Below are 15,791 nucleotides of genomic sequence, written 5' to 3'. Positions count from 1 at the left end.
GGGATGAAGAAAAAAGTGTATAAATTTAAAAAAAAGTGTATAAATAAAATAAAATAAGCAAAATACGTTATTTGAATAAGAAGCGGTTACATTTTATACTACAGTTGTTAAGTAAAAAGAAATAAAAGATCGATCGAGTGTTCAATTTACTTTGACACTACCAAATTTAAAGAGAGGGAAGATTTATGAAAGTATTATTAATGTGTGCTAATGGTTTGTCGACAGGCATTTTAATGAATAAGATGAATCAATGGGCGAAACAAAATAACGAAGATTTAGAGGTAAAAGCAATTCCAATTGATGATTATTTAAGTGTTTATAAAGATTATGATGTCTTATTAGTGGGACCACAAATGAGATATAAAATTAAAGATGTTCAAAAAGCAGTAACTGATCGACCTTCGGCTGTTATTAATCCTTCAGATTATGCTTTGGGGAATGTTGAAAATATTATAAAAGAAGTAAAAAGAATGATAAAGGAGGAAAAATAAATGGATAAGTTTATGCACTTTGTTGAAGATAAAATGTCTCCAATTGCTGATAAATTAGGGGAACAAAGACATTTATCTGCAATGCAAAAAGGTTTTATGACAGTATTGCCATTGATTTTTGTTGGAGCGGTATTTATGGTTATTGCTAATCCACCGGTAACTGCAGATATGGTAAAATCAGGAGGAATTTGGTCTATTTTTTCTGGGTGGCTTAATTTTGCAACAAAATATAAAATGACAATTTTAGTTCCTTATAATATGTCAATGGGATTACTAGCAATGGCAGTTGCTTTTGTTATTGCTGATAATTTAGCAACGTCATATTCAATGAAAGGTATTACTAGTGGTTTAACAGCTCTTGTTGTTTTCCTATTAGTTGCAGCACCTGCTAATTATTTAGCTTTAGCAGACGGAACAACTTCATTATTAATGAATTGTACATATTTAGGTGCACAAGGACTATTCACTGCTATTATTGTGGCTTTATTAACAGTGGAAATTACAAGATTCTGTGAAATACATAATATTACAATTCGTTTGCCAGAAATTTGTCCACCAGCATTAACAAATTCTTTTAGAACAATTGTACCTATGGTTATCAATGTTTCTATATTTTATATTTTAAGTTTGTTAAGTAGTAATTATTTAGGAGTATCGATTCCAGCGCTTATTGAAAAAGTTTTAGCAACTCCTATTGCTGCCGTTGACTCTGTTCCTGGATCATTATTCTTATGTGCATTTATGCTGTTATTATGGTGTTGTGGTGTACATGGGCAAATGGTTACAATGGCGCTTACTGCTCCTATTACAACAGCAGCTTTTACAGCTAATGCAGCATTAGTTGCAAAAGGACAAGCACCGATTTTTCATCCTATTTTTATGACATTAGGTATTGGATTTTTGGGAGGAACAGGAAACACATTTGGATTATGTGTTTTATCTTGTTGGAAAGCAAAATCACAACAATTGAAAGCTTTTGGAAAAGCTACAATTGTACCTAGTATTTTTAGAATTTCAGAGCCAGCGTTATTTGGTGCTCCAATTATGTTTAATCCTGTATTAATGATTCCATTTATTGCCAATGGATTAATTGTTGCTATTCTTTATTGGTTAGCATGTTCATTTGGTTTAGTGACAGCTCCTTATTTATTGATTAGTGGAACGTATCCTATTTTTTTAAGTATATTTGTTTATTGTCTAGACTGGAGAGTATTAGTTTTTGTAGCATTGATGATTCCATTAACATTAGCTATTTGGTATCCATTCTTTATTGCATATGATCACTCTTTATGCAAGAAAGAAGAAGCTACGAAATTAGCTGAGGAGGAAGCATAAAATGGAGACTTTGCCAAAAAACTTTTTGTGGGGTGGAGCAATAGCTGCTAATCAAGTAGAAGGTGGCTATAATGAAGATGGTAGAGGTCTTGCTAATATGGATGTGGTTCCAAGTGGAAAAAATCGTTTTCAATATATGTTTGGGAATGTAAAAGATCTTTCTTTTAAAGAAAAAGAAAAATACCCTGTTTTAAAAGGAATAGATTTCTATCATCGATATAAAGAAGATATTGCTCTATTTGCAGAAATGGGCTTTAAAGTATTAAGATTATCTATCTCTTGGTCAAGAATATTTCCACGTGGAGATGAAGAACACCCTAATGAGAAAGGTTTGCAATTTTATGATGACATTTTTAAAGAATTAAAAAAATATCATATCGAGCCTTTAGTGACACTATCTCATTATGACTTTCCACTTTATTTGGTGAAAGAATACGGTGGTTTTAAAAATAGAAATATGATTGATTTTTATAAAAAGTATGTAACAGTTTTATTTAAGAGATATAAAGGCGTTGTTCATTATTGGCTTACTTTTAATGAAATCAATTGTACGCTAGTTTTACCTTATCTATCAGCGGGAGTGATTATAGATCAAAATGAAAGTAGAGAACAACAATTATACAATGCAACTCATCATCTTTTAGTAGCGAGTGCATGGGCGGTAAAAATTGGTCACGAAATTGATCCAACAAATAAAATTGGAAATATGTTTGCGGGAGGCACATGGTATCCATATACTTGTCATCCACAAGATATATTTGCAGCAATTACAAAAAATAGGGATGCATTCTTTTTTTGTGATGTACAGGCGAGAGGTTATTATCCTTCGTATAAATTAAGAGAATTAGAAAGAAAAGGTATTACTATTCCTTTTGAAGATGATGATAAAGAAATTCTTAAAAATAATACGGTTGATTTTCTTTCGTTTTCTTATTATGCAACTCATGTTGTTAGTGGAGACGAGAGAATAAATGAGGAGATAAAAAATAATCCTCTTGCTACTTTAAAAAATCCATATTTAGGTGAAATTTTATATAAAAGACAAGATGATCCAATAGGGTTACGCAATACATTGAATATGTATTATGATCGTTATCAAAAACCATTATTTATTGTTGAAAATGGTACAGGAACAAATGAAGTATATGTCAAAGGCAAAGAAATTAATGATGAAAGACATATTGAATATTATCGAGAACATATTAAAGCATTAAAGGATGCTGTTATTATAGATGGTGTTGAATTAATGGGGTATACAACATGGGGCTGCATTGATTTATTAAGTGCTTCATCTTGTCAAATGTCAAAAAGATATGGATTCATTTATGTGGATTTAGACGATAAAGGTCATGGGACAATGAATAGATATCGAAAAAAATCGTTCTATTGGTATAAAAAAGTAATTGAAACAAATGGTGAAAATCTAGATTAGTTTTATAATTTTTCTTCCTTGACAATATATAAAACTGAAATGAATTTTCGTTATGTACCTTGTATAACAAATTGGATTTTGAAATCAACTTGCACATTAAAATATTAGATGCTATAATCTAAATGCAAATCTGAGAACAATTGCATCAAACGAAAAGGTAAGGAGTGCCATTCCTTACCTTTTCTAGTATTTTAGAGTGTACTTAGCACTAGGCTGGTTATCGTTTAAATCTTTTGTCCAACCATTTGCATATGTAATAAACTAAAAACATGCCACGACAGATATTACTAAATCTGAGAACAACTTACACCACCTCCTTTCAGGGGAGGACGATAACAAAGTAATTATATAAAATATTGTCGATAATGAATATGAAATGCTAAGTTAAATTTAAGGTGTTTTAGTTAATGAAAGTATTGTGATGTGTTTGTTTACATCTTGATAATTGCTATTTTATAATGGGGATTACAAACTTGTTATAAAGGCGGAAAAAGGAGCAACTTTTTGTGGATTTTTAGATGTAGGTTCCATTGGAATTTCTAAACCTGAACAATGGTTTGATTTAAGAACATGGATAAATGAGGGATGTAGGGAGTTTCAAGAAGAAGATAATAGTGATTTAGGAAATGTTTATATTATAAAGTTACCAAAGGATAAATTAAAAGTTTTGGCTGAAACTAAAAGAATATTTGCTTTAAATATCAGTACAGGTACCCTTTATAAAAAGGTGAATAAATTACCATATGCAATAATGAAAGATGTTTATGAGTCAAAAGCAGATACATATATAGAACAAACGTCTTTTCCGGAATGTTATGAATTTAGAAGTAATTAAACTTGATGTTCAAATATTTCTTTTTTTTTAATAAAAGAGAATACCGTTTATAATGTGAATGAATAAAGATTTATTATGGAGGAGTTATGAAAGTATTGTGTTTTGGATCTGCTAATTTGGATCATGTATATAAAGTAGATCATTTTACGGTACCGGGAGAAACTCAAGGATGTCTTGAATATAATATTAAATGTGGAGGAAAAGGCGTTAATCAAGCGATTGCCATGGCATTTGCTGGTAATGATACTTATTTTGCGGGAATTATTGGTAGTGATAGTGGCTTATTGAAAGATGCTTTAGTAGATAAAGGTGTTCATATTGATTATATGAAGATTTCTAATAAACCAACAGGGCATGCAATTATTGAAGTTGATCAAAGTGGACAAAATCATATTCTTTTATATGGTGGAACAAATAAAGAAATTGATTTTGAATATATCGATGAGGTACTTTCTCATTTTTCAAAGGGTGATATTGTTGTATTACAAAATGAAATAAATAATGTTCCTTATATCATAGAGCGTTGTTATGAAAAAGAAATGAAAAGCTTTTTCAATGCAGCTCCTTATGATATAGCTGTTAAAAACTATCCTATTGAAAAAGTAACTTGGCTTGTTGTTAATGAAACAGAAGGAGCTGCATTAAGTAATGAAGAAGATTACGAAAAGATTATTCAAACATTAAAACAAAAATATCCTCATACCCACATTCTTTTTACAATGGGAAAAGAAGGAAGCAGAGTTTTAACAGATAAAGAAGATATAAAAGTAGAAGCACTAAAAGTAAATGCTGTTGATTCAATTCCAAATTATGAGGAAGTGTTTGAATAAATTCAAATGCTTTTTATTTTTAAATGAAAGGTAAACTTTTTCATGAAAAAATATGTTCAAACATATTAAGTCTATATACCACAATAGAAATTCTAAATTTTGAAATTAAAGAAAATTTGAATATATGAGAAAAATGGTCTTTTATTTATTTTTTAGTATGTTATAATACATTTAACAATTAAGTTAAACATTAAATGTAAAGGATGATGAATATGGCAATGCAAGATACGCTTCATGCTTTGGCGGATCCAACAAGAAGAGAAATACTTAATTTGCTTAAGCAATCAAGAATGTCTGCAGGTGATATTGTTAAAAACTTTTCTGTATCAGGAGCGGCAATCTCAAGACATCTTTCTGTTTTAAAAGAAGCAGGTTTAATTCGTGATGAGCGAGAGGGAAAATTTATTTATTATGAGCTTAATACAACGGTATTAGAAGAAATTATGTTATGGATGAGTGAGTTAAAAGGAGAATGATTATGATGAAACGAAATAAAAATAAAGTAATATTATCTTCTATTGTTGTTTTACTTCCAATGGTTATTGGTTTGCTTATATGGAATCAATTACCAAAAGATGTTGCTACACATTTTGGTTTTAATGGACAACCTGATGGTTATTCATCAAAAGAATTTGCAGTATTTGTCTTACCATTAATTATATTTGTGATTCATCTTTTTTGTATCTTTGCTGTAAGTACAGATCCAAAATCCAAAAATATTAATGACAAGATGTATTCAATTGTTTTGTGGATTTGCCCTTTGGTTTCAGTATTTATTTGTAATTGTATTTATGGGTATACATTAGGTTTTATTAAAAATATTGGCTTTATTACAGGGTTATTATTAGGAACGTTGTATATTGTTTTAGGTAATTATCTTCCAACTGTAAAGCCTAATTATACAGTTGGAATACGTGTTCCTTGGACTTTAAATGATCAAGATAATTGGTATCATACTCATCGCTTTAGTGGCAAATGTATGGTATTAGGTGGGGTCCTACTTATTATGCTGTTACCTTTTATGGATATGTTTATGCTTTTTACTTTAGCTCTTGTACCAGGAATCTTACCAATTATTTATTCCTATTTATATCATCGAAAGAAAGCTAGATAATATAAAAAATGTATTTGAACTTGAAAGGGTTTGGATACATTTTTTTAATAATTGATAAAACTAATATGATTAGTTAAAATAATAATATAATTAATTAGGAGAAATACTATGAGTAATATTAGTCGAGAACGAATTATTGAAACAGCAGCAAATTTATCAAATAAAGCAGGGTTAGAGAATTTATCATTAAAGATGATTGCTGAAGAGCTAAAGATAAAATCCCCTTCTCTCTATAATCATGTTTCTAGCCTTGATGATATAAAAAAACAATTAATGCTCTATGGCTGGAAACAAATTGAAACATTAACGATAGAAGCAGCTGTTGGAGTGACAGGATACGAGGCATTAAAAAACATGTGTTATGCATTTTATAATTATGCAATTAATAATAAAGGAATCTTTACAGCGATGCTTTGGTATAACAAATATGAAAGTATTGAAAAAGAAAATGCAACCAGAAAATTATTTGAAATGATTTTTAAAGTGATGAAAACAGTAAATATAAGTGATGAAAATATCAATCATATCATAAGAACACTGCGCAGTTTTTTAGAAGGATTTTCTTTGCTTGTAAATAACAATGCTTTTGGTAATCCAGTATCTATAAAAGAAAGTTTTGATTTATCATTAGAAATTATAATAAATGGAATTAAAACATTAGAAGGGACTGAATAATATGAATCAGTATATAAATTTGACATTAGAAAATATTGAAAAAGAACATATTTGTTGCGCTATAGGAGATAAAAAACATCAAGCAGGTGTCACACAAAAAAAAGAATGGATTAAAAATAAAATAAAAGATGGACATGTATTTAGAAAATTGGATGCTAGAGGTAAAGTGTTTGTTGAATACGAGTCTATAGAAACAGCATGGGTGCCTATTAGTGGAAGTAATTATGAATATATTTATTGTTTATGGGTGGCAGGAAGTTTTAAAGGAAAAGGAATAGCTAATGAATTATTGGAATATGTGATTAACGATTCTAAAGAAAAAGCTAAAAGTGGGGTATGTACACTTGTTTCTAAAAAGAAGAAGCCTTTTCTTGGAGAAAAGAAATTCTTTGAACATTATGGCTTTAAAGTAGTTGATACAATTGGTGAATATGAATTAATGGCACTTCAATTTGATAATCATGAAATACCACGCTTTAATGAACAGGCAAGAACTATGAAAATAGAACAACAAGATTTTACAGTTTATTATAGTTATGAATGTCCTTATGTTGAATATGGAGTTAAAGAATTATCAAATTATGCTAAAGAAAATAATTTGATAATTAATTTTATTAAAATAGATACATTAGAAAAGGCTAAAAATGTTCCTTGTATCTTTAATAATTGGGCTAATTTTTATAAAGGTGAATTTATATCGAATACAATATTAAATGCAAAATCATTTGAAAAACTAATGACAAAGATAAAAGAGGAATAAGAAAATGAATTTATTTGATATGAATGAAAATACAAGACAACTCCCACTAGCAAGCCGTATGAGACCAGAGAAACTCGATGAAATAGTTGGCCAACTTCATATCATAGGGAAAGATAAATTGCTTTATCGTGCAATAAAGGCTGATCGTTTAGGTTCTATTATTTTATATGGACCACCAGGGGTAGGGAAAACAACGATTGCTCGAGTAATTGCGAATACGACAAAATCATACTTTTGTAAATTAAATGCAACAAATGCAGGAATCAAGGATTTAGAAAAAATCATTGAAGAAGCTAAATTTAATCAAAATGCTTATCAAAAAGGAACAATTTTATTTATTGATGAAATTCATCGCTTTAATAAAACACAACAAGATTATCTTCTTCCTTTTGTTGAAGATGGAATTGTTATATTAATAGGAGCTACAACAGAAAATCCTTATTTTGAAGTCAATAATGCTTTACTTTCAAGATGTCGTATCTTTGAATTAAAACCTTTAGAAAAAGATGATTTAATAACCTTAATTGATCGTACATTAAAAGATCAAGAAAAAGGTTTAGGTAAAGAAAAGATTATAATTGATGAAAATGCTAAAAGCTTCCTTGCAGATCAAGCAGGAGGAGATGCCAGAAGTGTTCTAAACGCCTTAGAACTTGCTTATCTTACAACTGAAAGAAACAAAAAAGGGATAATTTCAATTACTTTAGAAGTAGCTGAACAATGTATTCGAAAAAAGGCCATAAGATATGATAAAAATGGTGATAATCACTATGATACTATTTCTGCCTTTATTGAATCGATGAAACATACCGATCCAGATGCAACACTTTATTATCTAGCAAGAATGTTGATTGCTGGAGAGGATGTTAAATATATTGCTAGAAGAATTTGTGTTTGTGCATCTGAAGATATAGGTTTGGCTAATTCACAAGCTCTTGTTGTAGCGACAAATGCTTTTCTAGCGGTAGAAAGAATAGGAATGCCAGAGTCTACAACAATTTTAGCACATGCTGCTTTATATGTTTGTTGTTCGCCTAAATCAACAGCGGTTTCTAATGGCATTTATCAAGCAATGGATGAGGCAAACAAAACAACGGATGTTCCTATTCCAGCATTTTTACAAGATGCAAGTTATAAAAATGCTTATAAATTAGGAAGAGGTGTTGGTTTAGATAATGTTCATCAATTTCCTAATCATTATTCAGGTAAAAAATGTATGCCTGATGAATTAGATCATCATCATTATTTTAATTTATCACAAATGGGTAGTGAAAAAAGAATCCAAGCATTTTTAGATTATCTTAAAAATAATACAAAGTAGAAGTTATTATTTGAATAGCTTCTTTTTTAAATCAACATTCTTCTTTATTTGTGTTGTTTGGTTTCATTTTTCTATTTTTTATAATAAACCTGTAAGAAATGGAGGAAATGAAAATGAATACAGATAAAATTTATGCAGAACAACTTGCTAATGAATATGCGCCAAAGGATACATCAAAGGTAGTGGCTCTTCAAAAATTAAATGCAAAGGCAAAATTACCAGCTAATATTTTTACTTATACTTTAGGAATTATTTCAGCTTTATTGATGGGTGTTGGAATGTGTTTATCAATGAATGTCATTGGTAGTGGGACAACGGGTATGTTTGTTTTAGGTGTTATTATTGGTTTAATTGGTTTAATTGGAATGGGAATTAATTATCCGGTTTATAAGAAAATACTTGTTCGTGGAAAACAAAAGTATGCTTTTGAAATTATGGAACTTGCTAAAGAAATTAGTGATGAAGAATAACGGTAATAATATTTAATTAATATTAATTAAGGTTCATTTTTTCGGTTAAACTTATAATATGATAATATAAATAGTTTAAATGGAAGTAAAATTTCATAAATAAAACAAAGGGTAAAGATTATGAATAAAAATGAAAGTAAATATTTTAATACAGCGATAAAAATGGATCAGGCTTTTCTAGAACTTTTAGAAAAGAAAGACTTTGCTTATATTACGGTTAAAGAGATTTGTCATGAAGCAGGTGTGAATCGTTCGACCTTTTATTTACATTATGAAACATTAGATGATTTATTAAAGGAAAGTGTTGAATATATGAATCGTCATTTTCTTGAGCACATGGGACAAGATTCACGAAATTTTGTGAATAAGATCAATGATTGTTCAAAAGATGAACTTTATCTAATTACACCCAAATATTTAAAACCTTATTTAAGTTATATTAAAAGGAACAAACGTCTTTTTTTAACAGCTATAAAAAAAGCAAAAGTGCTACAACTTAATCAAAGTTATTCACAATTATTTCAACATGTTTTAATGCCAATCTTAGATTGTTATCAAGTTCCTCAAGAAGAAAGAAAATACATTATGTCTTTTTATATACAAGGCATTATAGCAATTATTACTCAATGGCTAAAAGATGATTGTAAAGAAGAAATAGAATTTGTGATGCAAGTGATTCAACGATGTATCAAACAACCAAAGGGGAATTTATGAAAGCAGGAATTTATTTAGGAAAAGAAAAAGTAAAAATACAAGAATTACCTCTTCCTGAAGTGGGTAATTATGATGTTTTAATACAAAATATTTATTCAAGTATATGTGGAACAGATGTGGCTGTTTTTATGCATGGTCCAAATACAGGACATAAAGTGAATGTTGGTGGTGAATTTGGTCATGAAACAATTTCAAGAATTGTTAAGGTGGGAAAAGAAGTTAAGGATTTTAAAGTAGGAGACCGTGTTTATCCTTATCCTTTATATGCTAAAGATGATACTTCAAGAGCGGGGACACTAGGTGGATTTTCAGAGTATATATTAGTACCAAATGTTAAGAAAAATCATTCTCTCTATCAGGTAGACAAACGTATTTCAGATAAACTAGCAAGTTTAATTGAACCTTTTACTGTAGGCTGTCGAGGGGCTAGAAGGGGCATGATTCTAAGTGGTCAAGGGTATGTCAAAGGACAAAATGCGGTTGTTTTTGGCAGTGGAACGATTGGTATTGCTGCAGCGGTTGCTTTTAAATATTTTGGGATGGAAAAAGTGATGATTTGTGATTATTCAGCTTATCGTTTAGAAATTGCTAAAAAATTAGGTTTTGAAACATGTAACCTACAAGTAGATGATTTTATAAATCATGCCAAAGATTATTTTGGAATGGCTTATTCTTTAAATGGTCCAACTGCAAATATTGATTGTTGGTTAGATGCAGCAGGTGCTAAAAGTATTCTTGATGATTTTTTAAAACTAGGAAAAATAGAAAGTCGTTTTGTTTCAGTAGCGGTCAATAAAGAACCACGCTCCATTGATTTATTGCATATGACATATGCACAACAAAGTATTATTGGCTCTGGTGGTTATATGAAAGAAGAGGTTGATGATGTTCAAGAAATCATGGCTTGTGGTAAGTGGAATTTAGAAAGTATGATTACTCATGAATTTCCATTAGAACAGCTTGATCAAGCTTTATATAAGGCTAGTGATGTCAATAATTCTTTAAATGTGATTATTAAAATGAAAAAATAAGTGTCGCTATAGGCTGGCACTTATTTTATTGAATAGTTCTTTTATAATTTTCTCCCCAATTCCACATAGAATCAAGAATAGGTTTTAGGCTTTTTACTAAGTCAGTTAAACTATATTCGACACGCGGTGGTACTTCAGCATAAACTTTTCTATGAACAATCCCTTTTGTTTCCATTTCTTTTAAATTAGAAGTTAAAACTTTTTGACTGATTTTCCCAATACTTCTTTGTAATTTCCCAAATCTTTTAGAACCAGGCATTAAATCACGAATAATTAATACTTTCCATTTATTTCCAATAAGGGTAAGTGTTGTTTCTACTGGACAAGCAGGTAATTCATTATTTTCCATTTTATTTCCTTCAAAATGCTTATATTAAACAATAATTTTAAAATGGATAGTATATAGCACTTTAGAGTGCATATATTTGTGTAAAGTTATTATAATAGCGAAGATGAAAAAAATAATTATTTCATAATGATTAATAACGATGGAAGTAAATGTGAATGATTCGTAAAACTTTTAAATGATACGCCAGTACAATATTTAACTATTGTAGAGCTGTATTTGAAGATAATAAAGCTGAAAAAGAAATATGGATAATCCAATTTTTGAAGTGTTTTATTTAGCTGATGCTCAAGTATTATTGCTGATAATGGACAATCACCAAAAGAATATACATTATAATATTTATTTCTAAAAATAAGAGATGTTTTAATAAAGAAATATTGATTAATGGATTATTAAAATATTGGTGGAAGAAATTTACTCACAAGATACAAGAGGTGCTTTAGAAGTTTTTGGTTATATGAAGCAAGTGAAGAATATATTGATTTAGTGTTTTTAGTCATATAGTAAGAGATTCTATTTTTATTGGTAAAACAATAGAAAATAAACATGAGTATTTTGTACAAAATAGCTGTATAGGGTGTAAATTATGTTATAGTGTTTGTCCACATATTACTCAAAAACTTGTTATTAATCAACATCTAAAGAAATTTGTTCTAAACAATATATTGAATTATTATAAAAAGTAAGGATTGTGTGTCCTTACTTTTTAAATACTCTCTTTGAAGTTTCTACCAATGGGTAGAATAGTAGAATTTTTTAAAATGAGTTCTTTAGCTTTTATTTCTTGAATATAGTTTTTATTTACGACAAATGATTTATGAATTTGAATAAAGTCAGAAGAATTGATTTCTTTTATAAATAAAGATAAATTTTTTCTTTCAATAAAATCACCATTATCATGATGAATTACAAGTTTATGATTCATGGATTCTACATACATAATTTGAGCAAGTCTTAATTCAAAAGACATTTGTTTATTTTTATAATGATATGTTTTAAATCTAGTAAATATTTGTTGATGAATAGTTTTTGATTTAGAGTGAAGATTGTTTTCTAAATCATCTTTTTCAAAATATAAATGAATCCCTAATGTTAAACATTCATTAAGTAAATGAAAGTCATTAGGACCAATAATATAAATTAAAGTTTCTGGATATCTATTGATTTGATGAATTTTATCTAAATCATTGAGGGTATTTATTTCAATAAAGTAGATATCATCATAAGATGCAGGATTGAATTTTTCTAAATAGTAATCTTTTGAGGTAAAGTGTTTTTTGATGATTTCAAAATAACACTCTTGTATATTACAAGCTATAGAAATCATTTTTTACCTCCATGTATTTTTTCTAAATAATAAGATAAAGCTTCTTGTTTATCTAATTGATCTAGAATATGATATTTATCTTTAAAGATAACGCCTTTACTTTTTAAAAATTCAATTGCATCGATAATTTCTTTTCTTTTTCTAGTAACGATTGGTTGAAAAGAAAAAGAAGAGCCATCTTTCATCAATACTTTAAAAATAACATTATAACCATTGGTTCCATAAAAAAGCATTGGAACTGCTTCATAAGTGACATGAATAGATATAATCTTATCTAGTTTTATTTTCATTTGATATTCCATATTTCTAGTGAAAATTGTTTTAAAAAATGCTTGTGATTTATCGATTACATTATTATAAAAAGTGTATTTAAGATAATATTCATCCACTTCCCAAATATTATTACAAAATGCCATACTAGGAAGAAAAATAAAGATAATCAAAAAAATAAGCATAAATCCACAAATATTCATTCCTGAAAATGGACTATAAATGATTAAAAAAACAGCCCAAAAAATAATGATGAATGAATAAATAAAACTTAATTTATAATGGGGTTTTCCTACTTTGTACTTCATGCTATCCCTCCTTTAACTGTATTGTATCATAAGTAGATTTATTTAAGATGTTGTTTGTGTCATTTCTAGGTTGTTGGTGCCACTTTTATTGTAAGGTGTGATGGAAAGTTTATGATGGAGTTAGGAGGTGGGAGCAATGAAGGTTTTTTCACTAGCTACGTTAACATTAAAAAGGAATAAAAAACAATATATGATTTATGGACTCACACTTATTTTTGCAATTGTCATTCATTTGATCTTTTCAGAATTTATCAACAATCCCTATTTAATAGAAGAAGATAGGGCTAGAGGAATAGATGGTCCTCTTGGAGCGGATATACCATTATCAATGGGATTACCATTTTTAATTATTTTATTTTGTTGGTTTATGATTATTTATGCCAGTCAATATAATTTCAATAAAAAACATCAAGAATTTGGAATTTTATTTACTTGTGGATTTAACTTGTTAGATTTTATTAAATATACATTGATTCAAATGGGGATTGTTTTTATCTTTGTTTTACCGATTTCATTTATTTTAGGTGTTCTTAGCTTATTTTTCATTCATTCAAAGATATATCCTTATCTACAAATCAATTATTCAATTTATACCATTATGCCAAGTACCTTTTTTACAACGATTTCAGCTTTATGTGTATTAGTTGTTATTGTGATCATCTTTTTAATAGGGCAACTTCATAAAAGTGATATTTATACTTTAATGAATGATGAAAATAAGGTACAAGCTATTCATTTTGTAAGTTTTAAAAAAATGATGATGTATTTACTTATTTATTTGATAGGATTTTGTTCAATTATAACGGTTGAAGGAAATTTAATAAATTATATTCCGCCAACAGCTTTAGGTGTTGTGGGAATGTATGGATTATATAAGTATTTATTACCACAAATCTTTTTAAAAAATAAAAAGAATTTAAAAGGAGAACAAATATATATTTGTTTATCACATGTGGGATTGATGATTAAATCAACAGCTTCGTTAATTGGCTTACTTACATTATTGATTACAGTTTTATTACCTGTTTTAGCGTCACAAAATATTGAAAGTAATGAATTTGTGACAGGAATGATCAGTTATTTGTTTATTGTAGCGATGGTAATTATTTCTATTTTATATAAGATGAATATGGAAAAGAAAAATAAAATGAAGGAATTTAATACTTTAAATAAAGTAGGTTATGTTTATAGTGATTTAAAGAAGATGCTTTTGAAAGAAAATATCCTTTATTTTATTTGTGTTTTAGTAATTCCATTACCTTATTTAATCTTTATGGCGAGAGAGTTTATTTTAATGAATTCTACAATGTTATTTTTCTATAGTGGATTATTTATCTATTATGTAGTGACATTATTGATTTGTCTTTTATTAAATTATTGTGTAGGGAAAGTACAACTAGGAGGACAATAATATGAAAACAGTTTTACGAGCAAAAAATATGACAAAAATTTATGGACTTGGAAGTAAACAACCATTTACAGCTTTAGAAAATATTGATTTAGAAATTAAAACAGGAGAGTTTATTGTTGTTATGGGACCATCAGGTTCCGGTAAATCTACTTTAGTAAATAATATTTCAACAATAGATATTCCTACTAATGGGAGTTTGTATATTTTAAATCAAGAAGTGAAACAAATGTCTGAAAATCAATTAGGAAAATTTAGGTATCAATATTTAGGTTTTGTTTTTCAAAATTATAATTTATTAAATTCTTTAACGGTTTATGAAAATATTATGATTCCTTTAAAACTCATTGGCGAAAATAAAAAAGTTATTGATGAAAAAGTCCATCAAATTACAAAAGAATTAGATATTGAATCACTACTCAATAAATATCCTCATGAATGTTCGGGAGGACAACAACAAAGAGTCGCTATTGCTAGAGCATTAATTGGAAATCCTAAAATCATTATTGCAGATGAACCAACAGGAAACTTAGATAGTCAAAATTCACATGAAATATTATCTATCTTTAAAAAGATGAATGAAAATCATATTACAATTGTTATGGTCAGTCACGATCCTTTAATTGCTTCTTATTCATCAAGACTTCTTTATTTAAAAGATGGTAAAATTGAAAAAGAATTATTTAGAGGAAATAAAACACAACAAGAATATTTTAAAGAAATTGTAAGTATTAATTCAAAGGAAATGCAAAAGATGTTGGACTAAGATATAATAAATAAAAGGAGATGATTTATATGGGGTTTAATATTTATATTTTTATCATTGCTGTTATTATTGTAGGTCTTTATTTTTATATGAATAAAAATAAAGAAAAGAAATATGAAGAAAAAAGATATGATTTGATTGTTATCTTTAAGGAGGAAAAATATACAGATATTAGAAATAATGAATCTCTTAACCAACTAGCAAACTGGAGTTATTATTCTAAAAAAGGATTTAGAGGTTTTTGTTTACAAACAAAAGAAGAGTTAGAAGAAACAATTATTCAAGAACTAGCTTTAGAAAAAGATGATTTTGAAGTGATTAATGGAGATCCAGAATTGTATGTACCTTCATAGAA

The 15,791-nt window shown here is 28.2% G+C and carries 20 protein-coding genes; 17 read left to right on the top strand and 3 right to left on the bottom strand.

The genetic code is table 11. The features are described 5' to 3' along the window. Positions 1-185: 185 nt before the first annotated feature. From Fi14EGH31_RS13135 to Fi14EGH31_RS13075, 13 genes are all read left to right on the top strand, one after another. Positions 186-491, top strand: a complete 306-nt coding sequence (locus tag Fi14EGH31_RS13135) for a PTS sugar transporter subunit IIB (RefSeq protein ID WP_107030062.1) — start codon at positions 186-188, stop codon at positions 489-491. After that, complete coding sequence (locus tag Fi14EGH31_RS13130) at positions 492-1,826, top strand: PTS sugar transporter subunit IIC (RefSeq protein ID WP_107030063.1); 1,335 nt, start codon at positions 492-494, stop codon at positions 1,824-1,826. 1 nt (position 1,827) lies between these two features. Beyond that, positions 1,828-3,258 (top strand): 6-phospho-beta-glucosidase, encoded by a 1,431-nt coding sequence (locus tag Fi14EGH31_RS13125; protein WP_107030064.1) that lies wholly within the window; start codon positions 1,828-1,830, stop codon positions 3,256-3,258. 445 nt (positions 3,259-3,703) lie between these two features. After that, complete coding sequence (locus tag Fi14EGH31_RS13120) at positions 3,704-4,093, top strand: hypothetical protein (RefSeq protein WP_022002666.1); 390 nt, start codon at positions 3,704-3,706, stop codon at positions 4,091-4,093. Positions 4,094-4,179: 86 nt separating this feature from the next. After that, positions 4,180-4,923 carry a PfkB family carbohydrate kinase gene (locus Fi14EGH31_RS13115; RefSeq protein ID WP_117782754.1) on the top strand — a complete coding sequence of 248 codons (744 nt, stop codon included), beginning with the start codon at positions 4,180-4,182 and terminating at the stop codon, positions 4,921-4,923. A 212-nt stretch (positions 4,924-5,135) separates the two neighbouring features. After that, the gene (locus Fi14EGH31_RS13110; RefSeq protein WP_117346316.1) at positions 5,136-5,399 is read left to right on the top strand and encodes an autorepressor SdpR family transcription factor; all 264 of its coding nucleotides are present in this window, start codon (positions 5,136-5,138) and stop codon (positions 5,397-5,399) included. Positions 5,400-5,401: 2 nt separating this feature from the next. After that, positions 5,402-6,037 carry an SdpI family protein gene (locus Fi14EGH31_RS13105; protein WP_107030067.1) on the top strand — a complete coding sequence of 212 codons (636 nt, stop codon included), beginning with the start codon at positions 5,402-5,404 and terminating at the stop codon, positions 6,035-6,037. Between the two features lie 108 nt (positions 6,038-6,145). Next, on the top strand, positions 6,146-6,712 hold the full coding sequence (locus Fi14EGH31_RS13100; protein ID WP_117346317.1) for a TetR/AcrR family transcriptional regulator: 567 nt from the start codon (positions 6,146-6,148) through the stop codon (positions 6,710-6,712). 1 nt (position 6,713) lies between these two features. Beyond that, positions 6,714-7,472, top strand: a complete 759-nt coding sequence (locus tag Fi14EGH31_RS13095; protein ID WP_022002661.1) for a GNAT family N-acetyltransferase — start codon at positions 6,714-6,716, stop codon at positions 7,470-7,472. Between the two features lie 4 nt (positions 7,473-7,476). Further along, entirely contained in the window at positions 7,477-8,793 is a 1,317-nt protein-coding gene (locus tag Fi14EGH31_RS13090) for a replication-associated recombination protein A (RefSeq protein WP_200764914.1), read from the top strand. 113 nt (positions 8,794-8,906) lie between these two features. After that, positions 8,907-9,263 carry a hypothetical protein gene (locus Fi14EGH31_RS13085; RefSeq protein ID WP_200764913.1) on the top strand — a complete coding sequence of 119 codons (357 nt, stop codon included), beginning with the start codon at positions 8,907-8,909 and terminating at the stop codon, positions 9,261-9,263. 120 nt (positions 9,264-9,383) lie between these two features. Further along, positions 9,384-9,977, top strand: coding sequence for a TetR/AcrR family transcriptional regulator (locus tag Fi14EGH31_RS13080; RefSeq protein ID WP_107030069.1), 594 nt, complete (start codon positions 9,384-9,386; stop codon positions 9,975-9,977). Further along, on the top strand, positions 9,974-11,008 hold the full coding sequence (locus Fi14EGH31_RS13075) for a zinc-dependent alcohol dehydrogenase (RefSeq protein WP_107030070.1): 1,035 nt from the start codon (positions 9,974-9,976) through the stop codon (positions 11,006-11,008). Before Fi14EGH31_RS13080 ends, Fi14EGH31_RS13075 begins: the two co-directional genes overlap by 4 nt. Before the next feature lie 25 nt (positions 11,009-11,033). Here the strand turns inward: Fi14EGH31_RS13075 and Fi14EGH31_RS13070 are convergent, their stop codons facing one another. After that, a complete protein-coding gene (locus tag Fi14EGH31_RS13070) occupies positions 11,034-11,357 on the bottom strand; it encodes a winged helix-turn-helix transcriptional regulator (RefSeq protein ID WP_107030071.1) in 324 nt (107 codons plus the stop codon). 500 nt (positions 11,358-11,857) lie between these two features. On the opposite strand from Fi14EGH31_RS13070, the gene Fi14EGH31_RS15760 reads away from it, so the two are divergent. Then, entirely contained in the window at positions 11,858-12,043 is a 186-nt protein-coding gene (locus tag Fi14EGH31_RS15760) for a 4Fe-4S binding protein (RefSeq protein ID WP_107030102.1), read from the top strand. 20 nt (positions 12,044-12,063) lie between these two features. Here Fi14EGH31_RS15760 and Fi14EGH31_RS13060 read toward each other — a convergent pair whose 3' ends face one another. After that, entirely contained in the window at positions 12,064-12,684 is a 621-nt protein-coding gene (locus Fi14EGH31_RS13060; protein ID WP_107030072.1) for a LytR/AlgR family response regulator transcription factor, read from the bottom strand. Beyond that, positions 12,681-13,262, bottom strand: a complete 582-nt coding sequence (locus Fi14EGH31_RS13055; RefSeq protein ID WP_107030073.1) for a hypothetical protein — start codon at positions 13,260-13,262, stop codon at positions 12,681-12,683. Before Fi14EGH31_RS13055 ends, Fi14EGH31_RS13060 begins: the two co-directional genes overlap by 4 nt. A 136-nt stretch (positions 13,263-13,398) precedes the next feature. Between Fi14EGH31_RS13055 and Fi14EGH31_RS13050 the strand changes: the two genes are divergently transcribed. The 3 genes from Fi14EGH31_RS13050 to Fi14EGH31_RS13040 are packed head-to-tail and all read left to right on the top strand — an operon-like array spanning position 13,399 to position 15,789. Further along, positions 13,399-14,673, top strand: coding sequence for an FtsX-like permease family protein (locus Fi14EGH31_RS13050; RefSeq protein ID WP_107030074.1), 1,275 nt, complete (start codon positions 13,399-13,401; stop codon positions 14,671-14,673). 1 nt (position 14,674) lies between these two features. Beyond that, positions 14,675-15,436 carry an ABC transporter ATP-binding protein gene (locus tag Fi14EGH31_RS13045; protein ID WP_107030075.1) on the top strand — a complete coding sequence of 254 codons (762 nt, stop codon included), beginning with the start codon at positions 14,675-14,677 and terminating at the stop codon, positions 15,434-15,436. 29 nt (positions 15,437-15,465) lie between these two features. Further along, the gene (locus tag Fi14EGH31_RS13040; protein WP_117574910.1) at positions 15,466-15,789 is read left to right on the top strand and encodes a hypothetical protein; all 324 of its coding nucleotides are present in this window, start codon (positions 15,466-15,468) and stop codon (positions 15,787-15,789) included. Positions 15,790-15,791 lie beyond the last annotated feature (2 nt).

Source organism: Faecalibacillus intestinalis, from assembly GCF_015097455.1.
Classification (GTDB): domain Bacteria; phylum Bacillota_I; class Bacilli_A; order Erysipelotrichales; family Coprobacillaceae; genus Faecalibacillus; species Faecalibacillus intestinalis.
Note: the sequence above shows the minus strand (reverse complement) of the source record. Positions and strands in the feature narration are given on the sequence as shown.

Coding starts and splice junctions, on each gene's coding strand:
- Fi14EGH31_RS13135 (WP_107030062.1), top strand. CDS start 186: ATGAAAGTATTATTAATGTGTGCTAATGGTTTGTCGACAGGCATTTTA.
- Fi14EGH31_RS13130 (WP_107030063.1), top strand. CDS start 492: ATGGATAAGTTTATGCACTTTGTTGAAGATAAAATGTCTCCAATTGCT.
- Fi14EGH31_RS13125 (WP_107030064.1), top strand. CDS start 1,828: ATGGAGACTTTGCCAAAAAACTTTTTGTGGGGTGGAGCAATAGCTGCT.
- Fi14EGH31_RS13115 (WP_117782754.1), top strand. CDS start 4,180: ATGAAAGTATTGTGTTTTGGATCTGCTAATTTGGATCATGTATATAAA.
- Fi14EGH31_RS13110 (WP_117346316.1), top strand. CDS start 5,136: ATGGCAATGCAAGATACGCTTCATGCTTTGGCGGATCCAACAAGAAGA.
- Fi14EGH31_RS13105 (WP_107030067.1), top strand. CDS start 5,402: ATGATGAAACGAAATAAAAATAAAGTAATATTATCTTCTATTGTTGTT.
- Fi14EGH31_RS13100 (WP_117346317.1), top strand. CDS start 6,146: ATGAGTAATATTAGTCGAGAACGAATTATTGAAACAGCAGCAAATTTA.
- Fi14EGH31_RS13095 (WP_022002661.1), top strand. CDS start 6,714: ATGAATCAGTATATAAATTTGACATTAGAAAATATTGAAAAAGAACAT.
- Fi14EGH31_RS13090 (WP_200764914.1), top strand. CDS start 7,477: ATGAATTTATTTGATATGAATGAAAATACAAGACAACTCCCACTAGCA.
- Fi14EGH31_RS13085 (WP_200764913.1), top strand. CDS start 8,907: ATGAATACAGATAAAATTTATGCAGAACAACTTGCTAATGAATATGCG.
- Fi14EGH31_RS13080 (WP_107030069.1), top strand. CDS start 9,384: ATGAATAAAAATGAAAGTAAATATTTTAATACAGCGATAAAAATGGAT.
- Fi14EGH31_RS13075 (WP_107030070.1), top strand. CDS start 9,974: ATGAAAGCAGGAATTTATTTAGGAAAAGAAAAAGTAAAAATACAAGAA.
- Fi14EGH31_RS13070 (WP_107030071.1), bottom strand. CDS start 11,357: ATGGAAAATAATGAATTACCTGCTTGTCCAGTAGAAACAACACTTACC.
- Fi14EGH31_RS13060 (WP_107030072.1), bottom strand. CDS start 12,684: ATGATTTCTATAGCTTGTAATATACAAGAGTGTTATTTTGAAATCATC.
- Fi14EGH31_RS13055 (WP_107030073.1), bottom strand. CDS start 13,262: ATGAAGTACAAAGTAGGAAAACCCCATTATAAATTAAGTTTTATTTAT.
- Fi14EGH31_RS13050 (WP_107030074.1), top strand. CDS start 13,399: ATGAAGGTTTTTTCACTAGCTACGTTAACATTAAAAAGGAATAAAAAA.
- Fi14EGH31_RS13045 (WP_107030075.1), top strand. CDS start 14,675: ATGAAAACAGTTTTACGAGCAAAAAATATGACAAAAATTTATGGACTT.
- Fi14EGH31_RS13040 (WP_117574910.1), top strand. CDS start 15,466: ATGGGGTTTAATATTTATATTTTTATCATTGCTGTTATTATTGTAGGT.